We start from the raw sequence: 18350 nt of genomic DNA, 5'->3' as shown, positions 1-18350 counted from the left end.
TAGCTGAAGCGACAATTGGCATACAGGAGGCGAAACCGATTCGCTAGCATATGGTACCGCTAACAATCTTGCAAACAAAAGTGGAGACTGAATGAAGAAGATTACCCGCCGCGCGCTCGCGGCACTTTGCATTGCCGCTTGGGCGGGCGCCGCTACGGCCGCCGCACCGATTCCCGAACTGGTGAAGAAAGACGGCCGGCACGCCTTGATGGTTGATGGAGCGCCCTACCTTCTGCTTGGCGTACAGGCGCACAACTCCAGCAACTACCCGGACGCGCTCAAGCAAGTGTGGGCCGCCGTCAAGGACGTCCACGCCAATACGCTGGAAATCCCGGTCGCATGGGAACAGGTCGAGCCGGAGGAAGGCAAGTTCGATTTCAGCTACGTCGACACGTTGCTGAAGCAAGCGCGCGAAAACAAGGTGCGTGTGGTGCTGCTCTGGTTCGCGACCTGGAAGAACACCAATCCGAACTACGCCCCCGAATGGGTGAAGTTCAACAACCAGCGTTTCCCGCGCATGGTCGGCAAGGACGGCAAATCCATTTATTGCATGTCGCCCTTTGGGGAGGAAACACTGAAGGCCGACAAGAAGGCTTTCACCGCCCTGATGAAGCACCTGAAAGCCGTCGACGAGGAACAGCGCACCGTGATCATGGTGCAGGTACAAAACGAAGTCGGCACCATCGGCGCGGTACGCGACTTCGGCGCCAAAGCCGAAGCAGCCTTCCATCAGGCAGTGCCGCCTGCGGTGCTGGCCCACAAGAAGTCGCCGGTGCCTGGCGCCGCCAGCGGCACCTGGACTGAGGTCTACGGCCCCTATGCCGAGGAATACTTCCATGCATGGGCCATCGCCAGCTATATCGAGGAAGTCGCGAAGGCCGGCCGCGCCGTCTACAACTTGCCGATGTACGTCAACAGCGCGCTGCGCGACCCGCTCGCGCTGATGGCGCCATGGCAGAACAATTTCATCTCCGGCGGTCCAGCGTTCGACGTGATCGACATCTACAAGGCTGCGGCGCCGCATATCGATCTCGCCGCGCCGGATATCTACATGTCGGAGTCGAACAAGTTCAGCGCCAATCTCGAACTGTTCCAACGCCCCGACAATGCCCTGCTGGTGCCGGAGATGGGCAACGCAAAACCCTTTGCGCGCTATGTCTACCAGGTGCTGGGCCGCGGCGCGCTGGGCATCGCGCCGTTTGGCGTCGACTACTTCGACTACACCAATTTCCCGCTTGGTTCGAAGGATACCGACAAGTCGATGGCCGAACCTTTCGGCAAGGTCTATGCGGCATTCCGGCCGATGGAGCGCCAGTGGGCGAAATGGGCATTTGAGGGCCGTACCTACGGCGTTGCTGAAGGAGACGACCGCAAATCCCAGACCGTCAATATGAAAAACTGGAAGGCCACGGTATCGTTCCGCGAATGGCAACTTGGCGATCGCTCGTGGAAGCCGGACATGAAGGATTACCCGGCCGGCACCGAAACACCGAGCGGTGGCGTCGCCATCGCCCAGATCGGCGACAACGAATTCATCATCGTCGGCCAGCACGCGCGCGTGAAGATCGAAGGCACCGGCAACAACGAAGGCAAGCCGTCGCTGTGGGCCCGCGTCGAGGAAGGACGTTTCGATGCCAACGGCAAATGGATCATGGAGCGCAACTGGAACGGTGACCAGACCGACTATGGCTTGAACCTGACCGACCGCGTCACAATCCTCAAGGCCAGGCTGGGCACTTATTGACTACTGGGTCTCGAAGAACCGGGCGTGTTCCGGCATTGCGCCGACGGCGCGCCCGATGGTTTCGCGCACCCTGGAGAAATGCTCCTGTAGCTGCCCCAGGTCCATCAGATCGATCAGGGGATCGATCTTTTTGGGCACGACGCCAAGTCCCATCAAGATGGAAACGTGCGATGGCACCGAGAATCCCTCCGGGTCAAATATGACGATGCGGCCCGTCTCGCGGAACAGCTCGATCTGGTGCTGCAGCGTATCGGGGATCGGCATGGCGGCACAATAGCGCCAGAATTCGGAGTCGTTGCGGTCCGTGACCTTGTAATGCAGGATGATGAAGTCGCGCACGAACTCGTAGCGCTGCGACACAAGCCGGTTGAACTCATTGGCCAGGGCCGGGCTGAAGTCGCGGTCGGGGAAATACTGCAGCAGCCAGCCGACCGAGTTTTCGATGATGTTGATGCTGGTCGACTCAAGCGGCTCAAGGAAGCCGCTCGACAAACCGATCGCCACGCAGTTCTTGATCCATGACTTGCGGCGGCGGCCGGTGGTAAAGCGCAGCTGGCGAGGCGTATCCAGCACGCGGCCGTCCAGTCCATCCATTAGTACCTGGCCGGCTTCCTCGTCGCTGGTGAAGCCGCTGCAGTACACATGGCCATTGCCGGTGCGGTGCTGCAGCGGAATGCGCCAGGTCCAGCCGGCGCTGCGCGCGGTCGACAGGGTGTAAGCCACCAGCGGATCGGACCTTTCGCACGGCACGGCTTGCGCGCTGTTACACGGCAGCATGGCGCTCCAGTCGTCGTAGCCTGCCTTGTAGACGCCTTCGATCAGCAGGCCGCGGAAGCCCGAACAGTCGATGAACAGGTCGCCCTCCACCCGTTGCCCGTCCTTCAGTTTCACCGCAGTGATGAAACCGGACTCCGGGTGCTGTTCGACTTCCGTGATCATGCCTTCGATGCGGCGCACGCCGCGCTGCGTCGCATAGTCGCGCAGGTAGGCCGCATACAGACTGGCGTCAAAATGGAATGCGTAGGAGAAGGCATTGGTGACCGCGGGCTGGTCGCCGTACGGCAGCATGAAACGGTTGTTGCGTGCCATGGCCGTCGACGTCGACCACTCCTCATAGGAAGGCATGTCCTTGTTTTCGCGCGCCAGCCGCAACCAGTATTGCACCGGCGAGCGATTTTCGATCGCCGGGCCGAAATCGCCAAAGCCGTGGAAGAAGCGGTTGCCCACACGGCCCCAGTCCTTGAATTCGATGCCAAGCTTGAAGGTCGCCTGCGTTTTCCTGACGAAATCGGCGTTGTCCAGGCCAAGCGCCTGGTTGAAGTAGCGGATGGTCGGCAAGGTCGCTTCGCCGACGCCGACCGTGCCGATCTCGGGCGACTCCACCAGCACCACCTCGCACGACTTGCCCAGCTTGAGCGCCAGCGGCGCGGCCGTCATCCAGCCGGCGGTGCCGCCGCCGACGATCACGATCTTGCGGATTGCGTTATTGGACATAGGTTCCCATCCTGATCTTCATGACGGTCGGGCGGGCCGTCAGGTTGATGCCCCAGTCGGTCTGGTCGCCGTTCCAGTTGCGCTCCATGACCCATTTTCCATCGGCGTCGAAGTGACCTTCTTCCACGCGTGCGTACATCGACGGCTTGCCCGCGTTGTGCTCGAAACCGAGGCGGATGTTCTGCCCGACCACGATAAATTCATCGTCGCCCACCTGGGCCAACGCAGCGCCGCCATTGGGCGCCTCCGTGCCGGGCGGCAGGTCGTCCTTGTTGGCATTGCCGAATTGCCATTCGCGGAACTTTGCGGTGATCTTCCAGGCGCCGGCCACGATCGATTGCGGCTTGCGGTCGTCCCCTTCCGCGATGCCGTAAGTGCGGCCCTCCAGCGACCATTGCGCCCACTGGCGCGCCACAGGGCGGAAAGCAGCATAGATCTTGCCAAAGGGCTCCGCCATCGCCTTGTCTTTCAGCTTCGACCCCAGGGGGTAGTTGCTGTAATCCGCGTAATCGATGCCAAACGGTGCAACGCCTATCGCGCCGCGCCCAAGAATCTGGTACACGTAGCGCGCATAGCCCGCCGCATTGCCCATCTCCGGCACGAACAGGGCGTTGTCCGGGCGCTGGAACTGCTGCAGCGTAGCATCGACCTTGCCCGACTCCGGCAGGTAAATATCAGGCGCCGCAATGTCGATGTGCGGCGCGGCCGCTTTGTAGATATCGATCACGTCATGGGTTGGGCCACCACTGGCGAAATTCCCCTTCCAGGGCGCCATCGGCTCCAGCGGATCGCGCAAGGCATTGTTGACGTACATCGGCAAGTCATACACCGCGCGCCCTGCCCTGGCGACCGTTTCGATATAGCTGGCTACCGCGTACGCATGGAAGTATTCGTCCGCATACGGCCCGTAGACTTCCGCCCAGCTGCCGCTGGCCGCACCGGGAACCGGCGGCTTCTTGCGCGCCAGCACCGCAGCCGGAACTGGCTGATGGAACGCCGCTTCCGCTTTCGGTCCGAAGTCGCGCACCGTGCCGTATGTTCCCACCTCGTTCTCGACCTGCACCATGATCACCGTGCGCTGTGCGGAGTCGATTTTTTTCAGGTGCGCCATCAGCGCGGTGAACGCCCTGGCGTCGGCCTTCAGTGTCTGTTCGCCGAACGGCGAAAGGCAGTAGATGCCTTTGCCATCCTTGCCGAGCATGCGCGGAAAGCGCTGGTTGTCCAACTTCACCCATTCCGGCGTGTACTGCGGCCCGGTGTTCTTCCAGGTGCCAAACCACAGCAGCACCAGGCGCACCTTGTGCTGGCGCGCCTGCGCCACCAGCGTGTCGACAAAGCTGAAGTCGAACTTGCCTTCGACCGGCTCCAACTGCTCCCAGGCCACCGGGATTTCCAGCGTATTGGCGTTAGCGTCCTTGACTGCGGCCCAGACCTGGCCTAGCGCCGCGGGATAATTGCTGGAGTTGTGCGCCTGGACACCCAGCACGGTGAACGGCTTGCCGTCAACCATCAGTGCATAGCGACCGTCCTTGTGCAGCAGCTGGGGAATCGGCGCCGGGCCGGCAACGGCGTGCGCCACCAGCAGGGCCGACAAGCAAAACGCCGCCAGGTGGCGGCTTGGGGAATTCTTCATGCGGTTGTCCATGAGGTGAAAACGGCAGCACGCCGGGCGGGTGTGCTGCCGGTACTTCTTAGAACGAGTAGCGCGCCTGCAGCGTGTAGCGGCGGCCGGTGTAGAACGCGGAGCGGTCCATCAGGCCAATGCCTTGCTGCATATACTGCTTGTACAGCGCGTTGTTCAGGTTCTGCGCCTCGAACGCAAAGCTCAGGTTCTCCGTCACTTTGTAGTGCAGGCCCATGTCAAGCTGGCCGTAAGCACCGCCCCAGGTTGGCAGCGCAAAGTTCACCGAGTAGGCCTGGCCCTTGTTCGGGCTGTCCGGATTGCGGTCGATACCGGAACCGTCGGCCGTACCGTAGGCGTTGGCCGCCTGCAGGTATTTGCCGCGCCAGGAGTATGCGAGACGCGCCGACAGCGGGCCGTGGTCATACAGCAAAGCCAGGTTGTACGCATTCTTCGACATGCCCACCATCGGCAGGCCGCCCAATACGTGGCCGTCCGTATCGCAACCGGCCAGGTCGCGCGCCAGGTTGGCGTCCAGCGTGTCTTTCGGCGTACACCAGGTGCTGGTCACCGGGTGCCCCAGTTTCATGACACTGTCGATGTACGTGTAGTTGCCCGAGATGCCGAAGCCGGACAGCAGGCCAGGCAGCTTGTCGAAGTACTGCTGGTAGCCGATTTCCACGCCGCGTGCACGTCCCGATGCGTCGTTGACCTGCGAACGGATCAGGAAGTCGTGCGGCTGGCCGGCGGTGTCGGTCAGCGTATAGGTCGAAGTGCGGCCGATGATGACGTCTTTCAGCTTCTTGTTGAACAGCGCCACCGTGAGCGAGCTGCTCTTGCCGAAGTAGTACTCGCCGGTCAGGTCGAAGTTGTTCGCGCGCACCGGGCGCAGGTTCGGGTTGCCGCGCGCATCGCCCTTATAACTGATCGAATCGAGCACCGCCTGATTGGTCACCGGATCCTGGTGCGTCTTCACGTCCTGGCTCAGGGTCGTGTAGGCCTGCATCTGGTAGAAGTCCGGACGCGTGATCCCTTTCGAGAAGGCGGCGCGGAACTGCAGTTCATTGCTTGGCTTCAGGCGCAGGTTCAGGCTTGGCAGCACGTTGGTGTAGCTGTTCTTGAACGTCTGCTTGTCGGCCTGCGCCGGAATGATCGGCACGCCCGGCATCGGATTGGTCGGCGGGGTGAACAGCGTATAGCCATCGGCAGACATATCGGTGCGCACCACGCGCACGCCGACGTTGCCGTCTACCGGGTACGGCAGCCAGCTATCCGAGCCGAAGCGCAGCTGGCCATATGCCGACTTGGTGCGTTCGCGCTGTACGTTCAGGCCTTTGTCGTCACCGAACTTGGCAGGCGTCCAGTGTTGCGAGCAAGGGGAGGACTTGCAAACCATGTCGGTGTAGCTATGCAGCTTGGCGAAGCCGCCGGGCGGCGAGCCCAAGGACCAGGACAGGTCAGGTGCTACGAACTGGGGTGGCGTCGGCATTTTGCCGCCAAAGAAATTACCGAAGGAGACAGGCGTGGTGCCGCCGGCGAAACGCGGGTCGCTCAGGTAGGCCAGCTGGCTCAGTGGCTGCCACGAATCGCCGACTGCCCAGGGCTGCGTGATCTGCGCCCATTCGGAATCGTGCGTCGAACGGGTTTCCGCCTCGCGGTCGGTGAAGCGTACGCCGAAGCGCAGGTCCTGCAGCACCGGGCTGTCGAAGATGAATTTGGCGTCCAGGCGGCCCGCGGTCTGGGTCGCCTCGGCCTCATCGCGGTGCTCCTGGGCGAAGCCCCAGTAGTAGTTGGCCGGATTGGCAAGGTGGGCACGATCCGCGGCGTCGAAGCCGAACTGCGGCGGCGAGCTGCGCAGGTCCAGCGTTTCCTTCGGCATGTAGCCGCCCAGGCCGACGGTGTTGTCGAAGCCGTCGGTCTTTGCCTTGATGTGCTGCAGGTCGGTCTTGAACACCCAGCGGTCGCTGGCGCGCCAGGTCAGGTTCCAGGCCACGTCGCGGGTATCGGCTGCACGGCCGACGGCACGGGTGTTGGTGCCGAATCCTACGCCAGGTTCGGTCGGTGCGCGCAGGGTGCCGGTCAACAGGGCGCCCCTGTCGTCGAAGGTTGCGCCAGGGTCGAGCACGATGGTCGCCGGATTGGCAGTCTGGAACAGCGATGCTTCCGTGGAGTCCAGCTCATACTTCGAACGGAAGTACGTCAGGGAAGAAGACAGGGTATCCTTTTTCCACTGCAAGGCGCCATACAAGCCCTCGCGGTCGCGGTCGAAGTTACCGCGGTTCCAGGAACCGCCGTTCGGAATCCAGCGCAGCGCGCCGCTGTTGTCGCCCGAGACGGCATCGGTGCGAGGGATGAATGGCGAGACGGACATGCCGTCGCTGCGGGTCTTGATCTGCGAACGCGCCACGTCGATCAGGGCGCCGAACTGGCCGAAGCTGGTATCCCAGCGGTTCGACACCATGCCGGAGTACGATGGCGCGGTCTCGCCGCGCAGCTTGGAACGCGAGGCTTCCGCCGAGACGGCGCCCTTGAAGCCCTTGAAGTCGAAAGGCATGGCCGTACGCAGGTTGACCAGGCCGCCCACGGCGCCTTCGATCTGCTCTGCGGAAGGGCTCTTGTAGACGTCCACGCCGGCCATCAGTTCCGGCGGCACGTCTTCGAAGCTCAGCGAACGGCCGCCGTTGGCGGAGAAGGAGTCGCGGCCGTTCAGCTCGGACCGCACATAGCTCATGCCGCGGATCGACACGCCGGTGCCTTCGGCGGCGAAGCGCATGATGCCGTCGCCCACGCCCTGCTGCGGGTCCTGGCGGTTCATGGTGCGGTCGATGGTGACGCCCGGCATGCGCTGCAGCACCTCGGTTACCGACTTGTCCGGCAGCTTGCCCATGTCGTCGGCCACGATCGAGTCGACGATCTCCTCGGCGTCCTGCTTGCGTTTCTGTGCCGACTCCAGTGCTGCGCGTTGGCCGACCACCACCACGGTGTTCGAACTATCCTTGCTTTCCGATGCGGTCTGCGCGAAGGCGCCACCGGCTGCCAGCAAGGCGATTTGTGCCGCCCCCACGGCGATCGCTGTCTTCTTCAAGTGTTTCACTCTGAATCCTCTCGTTCTAACTTATAAGTGTAATGACGGCTTGCTCATTTGCGCGAGCACGCGACCGTGTCTGTCCGTGGACTGCGCTTTGCTGTGGGATGCCAGGCGGGATTGGCCCGGCGCCCGCGCTGCGCCTAAGCGGCGCTTGCGATTTCGCCGCTGTGCGCGGCAAGAATTTTGATGGTCATGGACTGTCTCTCTATCTGATTTTTTTGTCTCGCTTCTGCGATGAAACCATTCTGCCTTTCGTCCTAAGCAGCGGCAATTGCGAAAATCACCAATACAACAAACGAAAAAAACGCAAGGCCGCACGCTCAGGTAATTTTCAGCGCATTGGCGTAGCCAAGCGCCGGCTGGTGCGCGGGCAGCGTCACATGCAGGCCGTCCGCAGACTGGCGAAACGCCAGCGGCCGTCCGCTGCTTACCAGCTCGACGCGCGCGATACGTCTGGTCAGGTGCGGCGTGGCGCTGCGCAAGGATTTGATGGTCAGCTTGCCATCCTGCGGCCAGCCCATGACAAACGCGTACACCGCATCGCCTTTCGCGGTAAAGCGGATATCGGCGGCGGAAAACGGCTTGCCTTTGCCCTCGTTGAAGCCGGCGCCCGACATCGGCGCCGCCGCTTCCTCCATCACCGGGCCTTCGCCAAACACGGCCCAGGGACGGGTGTCGTAAATCGCTTCGCCATTCTTTGCCATCCAGCGCCCTACTTCCTCGACGATGGCACGCTCCCGGCTGTCGATGGTGCCGTCGCCGCGCACCGGCACGCTGAGAAGCAGGTTGCCGTTCTTGCTGACCACGTCGATCAGGGTATGCAGCACTGACTTTGCACTCTTGTAAGCACGGTTATCGTAGACGCGGCGGTCGTAGTGCCAGCTGCCGATGCAGGTGCAGGTCTGCCATGGCAGTTCCTCAATGCGGTTGCTCTGCCCGCGCTCAATATCCCACACCATGCTGCGGCGCTGCTGTTCATTGAGGATCTTGCCGTTGACGACTGCTTCCAACTTGCCTTTGGTGGCGATGCTGCGGTTGTACATGTGGGCGGCCAGGCGCAGTCCGATATCGCTGACTGGCCACAGCGGCAGCACGGTATCGTCGTAATACACCAGGTCCGGATCGTAGGAGTCGATCAGGTCGCGCGTGCGGTTGAAGAGCTTTTCACCATAAGCCTTGTCGGGTACCGAGGCCCCGCCGCCCCAATGCCACTGCTGGTCCGATACGCCGCCTTCGCCGCCGCCTTTGCTCAACGGATGGCGCTGCGCATACAGGCCTTGCGGGTCCAGCCCCTCCCACCACTTGCCCGCGCCGTCGAGCCGGGTCAGGTTGCCGTCGTATTTCTGTGCCGGCTCGTACCATGTCCAGGCGTGGGCCGCGTGCACGCTGACGCCGAAACGCAACCCGTTGGCGCGCGCGGCCTTGCTCCAGCCGGCAATCAGGTCTTTCTGCGGACCGATGCTGGTGGAGTTCCACTCCGGCTGGTAGCGGCTGCTGTACAGGTCGAAGTTGTCGTGATGGTTGGCCAGCGCCACGAAGTACCTGGCGCCGGCCTTCTTGTACAGGGCCACCAGTTCATCGGGATTCCATTTGTCGGCTTTCCACTGCCTGATGATGTCCTTGAAGCCAACTTGCGCCGGGTCGCCGTATTGCTGCACATGGTGCTTGTGGGCGTCGGAATCTTTTTCGTACATCAGGCGGCCATACCAGTCGCCGAATTCCGGCTGGCATTGCGGTCCCCAGTGGGCCCAGATGCCGAATTTGGCATTACGGAACCAGTCGGGTACCTGGTATTTGTCGAGCGAATCCCATTCCGGCTTGAACGGGCCCGCAGCGATCGGCAGGCTGGCCTCCGGCGCAATGGCGTCGGCCGCGGCGCGCGCCGTTCCCGACAGCGCGACCGCAGGCATGGCTGCGCCCAGGTGTTTCAGCAGGTCTCGGCGTTTCATCAAGATTCCTTTAGGGTTTTCCTTCAGCGCGCCAGCACGCTGGCGAGATATTCCTCGTGGCTTGGCATGGCCGCCACCGCGGCCGCAATGCTGTCGCGCCGCAGGCGCAGGGCGCGCTGTGCGTCCTCCAGCGGCATGTCGCCCAGCGATGGATCGGCGCGCTGCGGCCAATGGTCCATGCCGGCATGGATCGCCAGCCAGCTGGTGGCGTCGAAGCCTTCTTCGTCGTACTGGTGCAGCACGCCGGCCTGGCGCCAGGCGTGGACCTTGAAAGCCAGCGTTTCGGGCAGCTCCATGTTCGCCATGTCGCGCCACAACTGGCTGTCGCGGCGTCCTGTCAGGCAGTAATGCAGGATGATGAAGTCGCGCACGCGCTCGAACTGGCGCACCATGCCGGTGTTGTAGGCAGCGACAGCCGTTTCGGCCGGGCGCCCGTCTTTCAGCAACAGTTCGATCAGGCGACCGAGGCCGCTTTGCACCAGGAAGATGCTGGTCGATTCCAGCGGTTCCAGGAAGCCCGAGGATAGGCCCAGCGCCACCACATTGTGCGACCAGAAGCGCGCGCGGTGGCCGGTGGTGAAGCGCAACAGACGTGGCTCGGCGACCGGAGCGCCGTCGAGTTGCTGCAGCAACTGTTCGCGGGCACGCTCTTCGTCGATGTAGCGGCTCGCAAAGACGTGGCCGTGCCCCGTGCGATTGCTGAGCGGGATGCGCCACGCCCAGCCGGCTTCCAGCGCGGTGGCGCGCGTGTAGGGCATCAGCGCGGCGCGGCTGCGTTCGCAAGGACAGGCCCAGGCCCGGTCCACCGGCAACCAGCGGCTGAAGTCAACAAACGGTTCTTCCAGCGTACGCCCAAGCAGCAGCGAGGCGAAGCCGGAGCAATCGATGAACAGGTCGCCTTCCACCGTGCGGCCATCGGCGAGCGTGAGCTGTTCTATGCCACCGTCGACGCGCCGGCTGACGTGCACGATCCGCCCCTCGGTGCGGTGCACGCCGCGCTGCATTGCAAGGCTGCGCAGGAACTTGGCATACAGCACGGCATCGAAATGGTAGGCGTAGTTGAACTGGCGCTCCTGTTCCGACGCAGCGCCCTGGAACCTGCCTTCGCGGGCCATCACGCTCGGAAGGCATTGTTCGCCGAGCGTGCCGAGGCCGGCATCGGCGACCCGGCGGAACTGGCCCCACAGCGACTGAGGGCCGCCCAGGCCACCGATATCGCCGAATGTGTGGAAATACTGCTCGCCGGCCGCGCGCCACTCGCAGAATTGGATGCCCAGCTTGAAGGTGCCGTTGGTGGCGCGCAGGAATTGCGCTTCATCGATGCCGAGGATGCGGTGGAAGGCGCGGATCGAAGGGAACGTCGCCTCGCCGACGCCGACGATGCCGATCTCCTCCGATTCGACCAGCTCCACGCTGCTGCCGGGCAGCGCCGTCGCCAGCGCCGTGGCAGCCATCCAGCCCGCCGAACCGCCACCGACGACCACGATGCGTTTGTATGCGGTTGTCATCATTTTGTCTCCGTTATGGCATCGGATTTTGCAAGGCGCCATGGCGGCACGCAATTGTGAAAAATACCAACGCGTTCAATGAAATCTAGCAGGGTAGTTGAAGTGTGCGGCTGCAGCATGGACAATGCCCCGCTATGAATCCGATCCATACATGCCTTTGCATAGCGCTGCTGGCGCCAATGGCCGCCAGCGCCCAGGCGCGGCAAACGATCCCGCTCGACGGCGAGTGGCTTTTCCACAAGACCGGCGACCATGGCTGGCAAGCAGTCACCGTGCCGCACAGTTTCGACGGCTACCGCGGACCGGCATGGTACCGCCGCACGCTGCAACTGTCGCATGCACGCGACAAACAGCGGCACTACCTCGAGTTCGACGGCGCCCTGCTGGTGACCGAAGCTTGGGTCAACGGCCGCCCCGCAGGGCGCCATGCCGGCGGCTTCGCGCGTTTCCGTTTTGATATCACTGACCTGCTGCAGGATGGCGGCAACGAGATCGTGGTACGGGTCGACAACGCACCCGGCAGCAGCGTGGCACCGCTGGCGGGCGATTACACGCTATACGGCGGCTTGTACCGCAACGTGCGGCTGGTCTCGACCAGCGCTATCCATTTCGACATGCTCGACTACGGCGGCCCCGGCGTGTATTTCAAGGCTTCCGACGTGTCGCGGCAGCGCGCCGCGCTGTCGTGGACGGCACGCGCCCGCAACGACAGCGGCCGTGCCGTGCATGCTGTCATCACCGCACGCCTGCGCGACGCCGGCCAGCAGGAAGTGGCCTCGGCGCGCCAGCCGGTGCTGCTGCCCCCGCACAGCACGGTGCAGGTCGCGCTGCAGGCGGCGCTGCCGTCCCCGCATCTCTGGCAAGGCGTGCGCGATCCCTACCTTTACACCAGCGAAGCCGAGTTGGCCGAAGCGGAAGGCGGCTCCGGCACGCGCGACCGGCTCTCGTTCCCGGCCGGGATCCGCGACATCCGGCTCGACCCGCAGCGCGGCCTGCTGCTGAACGGCGCCAGCTACCGCGTGCACGGGGTCAACGTGCACCAGACTTCCCTGCCCGGCAAGGGTATCGCGGCCAGCGACGAAGACATCGATGCCGACTACCGCATCCTGTCCGATCTCGGCGTGACAGGCCTGCGCTACGCGCATTACCAGCATCCGCAACGCGCCTACGACCATGCCGACCGTGCCGGATGGCTGGTCTGGACCGAGCTGCCGCTGACGGCAGCGGTCAACGGTTCGAAGGAATTCCTGGCCAGCAGCGAGCAGCAGCTGCGCGAACTGGTGCGGCAGAACAGCAATCATCCATCGGTCATGGTGTGGGGGCTCGGCAACGAGATCTACCAGTCCGACGAGCACAGCGCCCGCGTGCTGTCGTCGCTGCAGCGCCTGGCCCACGAGGAAGACGCGAGCCGCCCGACTGTCTACGCCAACTGCTGCGGCCCGATCGATGGTCCGCAAGCCTCGCATACCGACGCCGTGGGCTCGAACGTCTATTTCGGCTGGTACGATGGCGAGTTCGCCGACCTCGGCCCCTTCCTGGACGGGAATCACGCCAAACGGCCCGCCACCGCGCTGTCGGTCAGCGAGTACGGCGCCGGGGCCAGCGCACTGCAGCAGGAGGACCCGCCGCAGCGGCCCAAGCCTGCCGGGCGCTGGCACCCGGAGCAGTACCAAGCCCTGTACCACGAAGCTGCCTGGCGCCAGCTGGAGGCCCGGACATGGCTGTGGGCGAACTTCATCTGGGTCGGCTTCGACTTCCCCTCGGCGGGCCGGAATGAAGGCGATACGCCAGGCTTCAACGACAAGGGACTGGTCAGCTTCGACCGCAGCGTGAAAAAGGATGCCTATTTCTGGTACCAGGCCAACTGGAGCGCGGCGCCGATGGCGCACATCACTTCCAGGCGCCACACGCAACGCCAGCAGGCCAGCGTGGAAGTCAAGGTGTACAGCAACCAGGACAAGGCCAGCCTGCGCCTCAACGGCGCCGACATGGGCACGCAGCCGGTGACCGGCCGCATCGCGACATGGCAGCTGCGGCTGGCCGAAGGAAGCAACCGCATCGATGTCACCGCCGGCAGCGCCACCGACAGCGTCGAGTGGCACTACCAGCCCCGCTAGAACTTCACCACCACCGGCTTGCCGGTGTAGCGCACCATGCGGCTGGCCCGGGCCGCAGCAATGCCCTTGCCGTTATCCGGCCCGGCCAGTACCAGGTTCAGGGTGCGTTGCCGGGCCATGCCCGGATAGCTGCCGATACGCGCGCCAATGGTAAGGATCTTCGCCTTGTCGTTCCAGCGCAGCGGGACGCGGGCGGACTGTCCCTTTTCATACGCATAGGTCTCGTTATCGTCCTCATACAGCGTAAAGCCGCCGTCGGCGCCCGGATAGATCCGGACTTCGTAGGGCGCGGCCGGCTGTTCGGTGGCGTATTGCATGACCGGTCCCAGTGGCACGATGCTGCCGGCGCGTACGTACAGGGGCAGGATGTCCAGCGGCGTGTCCCGCTGCACCGCCTGGCCGCCTTCTAAGCGCTGGTTGGTCCAGAAGTCATACCATGCGGTCCCCTGCGGCAGGTAGGTGCGCATCTGCGTGTCCATTGCCGGCTTGTCCGCCGCCAAGGCGCGCATGGCGCTCGGCGTGCGCCACGCGAGGCGCAGGCTGCGGTCCGAAGTGGCCTGGTAATACTCGAGTGCCAGCTTCACGCGCTGGCCCTTGCGCAGCGCCACGCGCGTGGTGGCCAGCCGCTTGCCGCCATTCTCCCAGCGCTCGATCACAGCCGCGCCGTCGAGATAGAGGCGGTAGCCGTCGTCGCCCTCCACGCCGATCTCGTATTCGCCATCCTCCGGGGCTTCCAGCGTGCCGTTCCAGCGCGCGGAGAAGTCGTCCAGCCCGGCCAGGCCGGCCGGAATCGTGGCCAGCGGCGGCGCGGGCCACGAGTGGTCAATGGTCTTGTCGATCACCTGCCCTTTCGGCACCTCGAAGTTGCGCCCTTCGAAGTACTGGCCCGCCAGGCCAGGCCGTCCATCCGGGGTGTGCAGGAATTCGGCGGGAATGGTTGCCGGCGGCGGCGGCTGGATGCGGTACATCGGCCGCGTCACCGGATGCACCAGCAGCGAAGGTCCGAACATGAACGCATCGTTGATGCCATACGTCTCCTTGTCGTCCGCAAAGTCCATCGGCAAGGCGCGCATCAGGGTGTAATGTTCGCTGCTGACCTTTGCACTCAGTCCATAGGTATAAGGCAGGAGCCGGTAGCGCAGGTGCGCCGCATCGAGCAGCGACTTGTACACTTCGGGGTCGAGGCCCTTGAACACATAAGGCTCGCGCTCGATGTCCGTACCATGTACCCGCATGATGGGATTGAAGGCCGCATACTGGAACCAGCGCGCGAACAGTTCGCGGTAGGCGGGGTCTTTTTCGCCGAGCGGATAGTCACGGCTGACGAAGAAGCCGCCGGTATCCTGGGTCCAGTAAGGGTTGCCGGTAATGGTCACATTGACGCCGCCGCTGACCTGCTTGCGCAAGGTATCCCAATTGGCGAAGATGTCACCCGACCAGGAGGCCGCGGCCGTGCGCTGTGCGCCGGCCCATGCCGACCGCGTCAGCGTAAAGACGCGCTTGTCGCTGGTCGCGCGCTGTCCGTCATAGGTGCCCTGCGTGGTCAGCAGCGTATACGGGTTCAGGTAGCGGGAAAAGTCGCCCAGGGCATTCCTGCCCAGCGATTTGATGTCGGCCTCGTTCTGCGCCGCATCCCAGGCGGCGGAGCCCACTTCCACCTCGGTACCATCCATCCACAGCGCATCCACGCCCTTGTCGAACAGGCCTGACTTCGCATGCTTGAAATAGATTTTCCGGCCCAGCGGACTATAGGCGTCGTACACGCGCGCCTTGCGCGAAATCCAGTGCAGCGGCTCGAAGCGCAGGCCGTGCTGGTCCAACTCCTTCGCCAGCGCCGTATCGTTGCCGATCGACGGCCAGATCGAGACCATCAGCTTCATGTGCAGCTTGTGCAGGCTGTCGGTCATGCCGCGCGGGTCGGGGAAGCGCACCGGGTCCCAGGCCATGCCGCTCCAGGTGCCGTCCTTGTCGCCGCCCCAGTATTGCCAGTCCTGCACGATGTAGTCGAGGGGGAACTGCTCCTGGCGGAACTTCTCCGCGACTTCGACGATACGGGACTGTGTGGGGTAACGCTCCTTGCTCATGAACAGGCCGAACGCCTGTTTGGGATACATTGGCGCCTCCCCCGTCAACCGCCGGTACTCGCCCACCACGTCGTCCATCGAGCTTCCGCCCATGAAGTAGTAATCGACGCCGCCCGGCGCGCTTTCGGCCCACAGGCGCGCGCCTTCCGGCCCGTCCTGGAAACGCATCTTAGAATAGGTGTCCCACAGGATGCCGTAGCGTTCTGACGACATCATGACCGGAATGATGATGCCGAGGTTGGTCTGCACCAGCAGCAGGTCCTGGTTGCGACGGTTGACCTTTTCGCTGTCGGTGTAGCCGAAGCCGAAGATCGCCTCGTCAGGCTTGAGCACCAGCCGGTTCTCCACTTCGTACGACGGCGCGCCGGAGATCTCGACCGGCTTGATCGACTGCGGCTGTGACGATTCGCGCGTGTAGAGCCGCCCGGCGCTGTCCATGAAACTCAGGGCGCCGGTCTTGCGGTCGATGTCGATGCGCAGCCTGGCGCTCCGGATGCTCAGGGCGGAGGGGCTTTCCTCCAGCTTGAAGCTCGCCCCACCCGGCTTGCCCACCACGACCAGGCTTGGGCTGGTCCAGTGGTTGCTGCCCAGGTTTGCGTTCACGCGCACCGTGGCAGGGCCATAGAAGATCACGTTCTTGGTCACGCCCCCGACCCTGAACTGCACGCCATCCGACAGGCGCACATAAGCGAAACCATCCTGGGCGGCGACAGGCGCCGCCTGCAGGTGGCCGTTCTTGTCCAGGCCACTTTGCGGCAGTGCGGCAGCCAAGGCCGGATTCGCTGAGAAGGCAAACGCGCCTGCCAGCGCAACGCTGAGGAGACGCCGTTTCATTGGAACACCGCCACGAAGCCGCCACGCGGTTTGATCGTCACGCGCACCTTGCCCGCCTTGAGTTCAGCCTTGCTGAATTCGCGCTGGCCTACGCCGTCGGTAATCATGACGCCCTTGCGGTCCCCGATAAAGGACAGGTCCAGCTCCACGCTGCGTTCACCCTTGCCGGCATTGATGCCCGCCACATACCAGGTGTCGCCGGACTTGCGCGCAACGGCGACATGCGAACCGGGATAGCCGGCGAGGAAGCGGCTGTCGTCCCAGCGGCGCGGCAGGTCGCGCAGGAAGGACCGCACATATTCCGGCACGCCGGCCATGCCTTGCGGGATCTCCGCAAAATGCTGGATACCCGACAGGAACAGCACCGATTCAGCCAGTTCGAAACCGTTGCGGGTAACCCGCTTGATCTGCGCCTTGTCGCCAAACACCATCGGCGTGAAATCCATCGGGTCGAACAGGTTGCGAATCATGGCCGCATTCACGGCGTGGGCAGGTACCGCGTCTTCGTCGCGCTGGTCAAAGGTGGTGAACTCGAAGCCGCGGATCGCCTCGGCCGTCATCAGGTTGGGATAAGTGCGCTCCAGGCCGCGCGGCAGGGTCGCGCCGTGGAAGTTCACCAGCAGGCCCGCCTTGGCCGCATCCTTCAGGATATCGACGTAGTACTGGATCATCGACACACCGTCGCCGCCGAAGAAGTCGATCTTCACGCCCTTGATGCCCATTTCACGCAGGCGGGCAAACTCTTTGGCTCGTGCCTCCGGCGCCAGCAGCTTGTTGCGCGGTGTCTGCGGAGCGTCGTTCCAGGCGCCGGCCGAGTTGTACCAGACCAGCACACCCACGCCCTTGCCGGCGGCGTAGCGCACCAGTTCGGCCATCTTGTCATAGCCGATCTGCTTGTCCCATTCCGCGTCGACCAGGGTGTAGTCCCACTTCATGTCGACTGCATAGTCGACGAACTTCTTCTGCACGTCGAACACGGTAGCTTCGTCCTTCAGCAGCGGCCAGCTCCACGATGCGTGCCCGGGCTGTACCAGCTTCGCGTCAAGCTGGACGGCAGGCGCCGCCAGGTCGGTGCCGAGGGTGGAATCCATCACGGTGTTGAGCGTTCCGACGGCCACCACGCGCCAGGGTGTAGCCAGGGTGCCGCCGGTTTCCGCCAGCAGGCCGCCGTTGGTGAACACTTCCGGCGCGGTCGGCCCGGCGATGCGGTACACGCCACCGGGCGATTCGGTGGCGAGGCGCGAGGCGTGGAAGCTGCCGTCCATGTTCGCTTCCGTCAGCGCCACCCAGGTATCGCCGCTCCTGAACAGCGCCGGGAACACCCAGCCGGCCTTCAGGGGCGCCGGCTGGCCGACCGGAATATCGACCTGGTAATGCTCTTCATACGACGGATTGGTCTTGCCCCATCCGGACTTGGCCACCGCCATCGGCTGCAGGAAGGCGCGGGCCTTGGAGCTGAACGCAAAGCCCGTCGCTTCGCTGACAAAGCGCTTGGCGCCGATTTTCGGATCCGCGACGACGTAGCGGAACGCCAAACCATCGTCGGAAACGCGGAATGCCACGTCCATCTTGCGCCCGGCGGCGTTGGCGAGCGAGAACACCTGCTCGTTGGCCTGGTAACGGATCGCGGCGCGCTTGCCGACTGCCATTGTGTATTGTTCCGACACCGGCTTGACCGGCGACGTCGCCACCAGCTTGAGGCCGCGCGAAAAATCCTCGCCGGCCAGGGTAAGGCCCAGCGGCGATGGCAGCAGCACTACCTGGCCATTGCGCTTGACGGTATACGACAGGGTCTGGTCAGGATTGACGGTCACCGACACATCCAGTTGCTTGTTCGGGCTCTCGAGCGCGACCGCGGCGCCGCTGGTTACCGCCAGGGCTGCCAGGATACTCATTTTCTTCATCATCATG

Annotated in this window: 9 protein-coding genes; 2 read left to right on the top strand and 7 right to left on the bottom strand. The window is 63.8% G+C overall.

Features of this window, described 5'->3' with window-relative positions; translation table 11 throughout:
- Positions 1 to 91: 91 nt before the first annotated feature.
- A complete protein-coding gene (locus tag ACN9MW_RS14150) occupies positions 92 to 1744 on the top strand; it encodes a DUF5597 domain-containing protein (protein WP_426171597.1) in 1653 nt (550 codons plus the stop codon).
- Here ACN9MW_RS14150 and ACN9MW_RS14145 read toward each other — a convergent pair whose 3' ends face one another.
- The 5 genes from ACN9MW_RS14145 to ACN9MW_RS14125 form a co-directional block, all read right to left on the bottom strand.
- On the bottom strand, positions 1745 to 3238 hold the full coding sequence (locus ACN9MW_RS14145) for a tryptophan halogenase family protein (protein ID WP_426171595.1): 1494 nt from the start codon (positions 3236 to 3238) through the stop codon (positions 1745 to 1747).
- Positions 3228 to 4871 carry a DUF5597 domain-containing protein gene (locus ACN9MW_RS14140; RefSeq protein ID WP_426171593.1) on the bottom strand — a complete coding sequence of 548 codons (1644 nt, stop codon included), beginning with the start codon at positions 4869 to 4871 and terminating at the stop codon, positions 3228 to 3230. Before ACN9MW_RS14140 ends, ACN9MW_RS14145 begins: the two co-directional genes overlap by 11 nt.
- 58 nt (positions 4872 to 4929) lie before the next feature.
- Positions 4930 to 7953: a TonB-dependent receptor gene (locus ACN9MW_RS14135; protein ID WP_426171592.1), complete on the bottom strand. Its 3024-nt coding sequence runs from the start codon at positions 7951 to 7953 to the stop codon at positions 4930 to 4932.
- Between the two features lie 314 nt (positions 7954 to 8267).
- The gene (locus ACN9MW_RS14130) at positions 8268 to 9896 is read right to left on the bottom strand and encodes an alpha-L-fucosidase (protein WP_426171591.1); all 1629 of its coding nucleotides are present in this window, start codon (positions 9894 to 9896) and stop codon (positions 8268 to 8270) included.
- A gap of 23 nt (positions 9897 to 9919) precedes the next feature.
- On the bottom strand, positions 9920 to 11407 hold the full coding sequence (locus ACN9MW_RS14125; protein WP_426171590.1) for a tryptophan halogenase family protein: 1488 nt from the start codon (positions 11405 to 11407) through the stop codon (positions 9920 to 9922).
- A 131-nt stretch (positions 11408 to 11538) separates the two neighbouring features.
- Between ACN9MW_RS14125 and ACN9MW_RS14120 the strand changes: the two genes are divergently transcribed.
- Positions 11539 to 13521: a glycoside hydrolase family 2 TIM barrel-domain containing protein gene (locus ACN9MW_RS14120; RefSeq protein WP_426171589.1), complete on the top strand. Its 1983-nt coding sequence runs from the start codon at positions 11539 to 11541 to the stop codon at positions 13519 to 13521.
- On the opposite strand, the gene ACN9MW_RS14115 is transcribed toward ACN9MW_RS14120, so the two are convergent.
- A complete protein-coding gene (locus tag ACN9MW_RS14115; RefSeq protein ID WP_426171588.1) occupies positions 13518 to 16439 on the bottom strand; it encodes a TIM-barrel domain-containing protein in 2922 nt (973 codons plus the stop codon). The two genes, ACN9MW_RS14120 and ACN9MW_RS14115, sit on opposite strands and share 4 nt — an antisense overlap.
- Positions 16436 to 18334 (bottom strand): glycoside hydrolase family 97 catalytic domain-containing protein, encoded by a 1899-nt coding sequence (locus ACN9MW_RS14110; protein WP_426171587.1) that lies wholly within the window; start codon positions 18332 to 18334, stop codon positions 16436 to 16438. Before ACN9MW_RS14110 ends, ACN9MW_RS14115 begins: the two co-directional genes overlap by 4 nt.
- Positions 18335 to 18350 lie beyond the last annotated feature (16 nt).

Origin of the sequence: Pseudoduganella sp. R-34 (assembly GCF_049904655.1) — a bacterium.
Taxonomy (GTDB): domain Bacteria; phylum Pseudomonadota; class Gammaproteobacteria; order Burkholderiales; family Burkholderiaceae_D; genus Rugamonas.
Note: the sequence above shows the minus strand (reverse complement) of the source record. Positions and strands in the feature narration are given on the sequence as shown.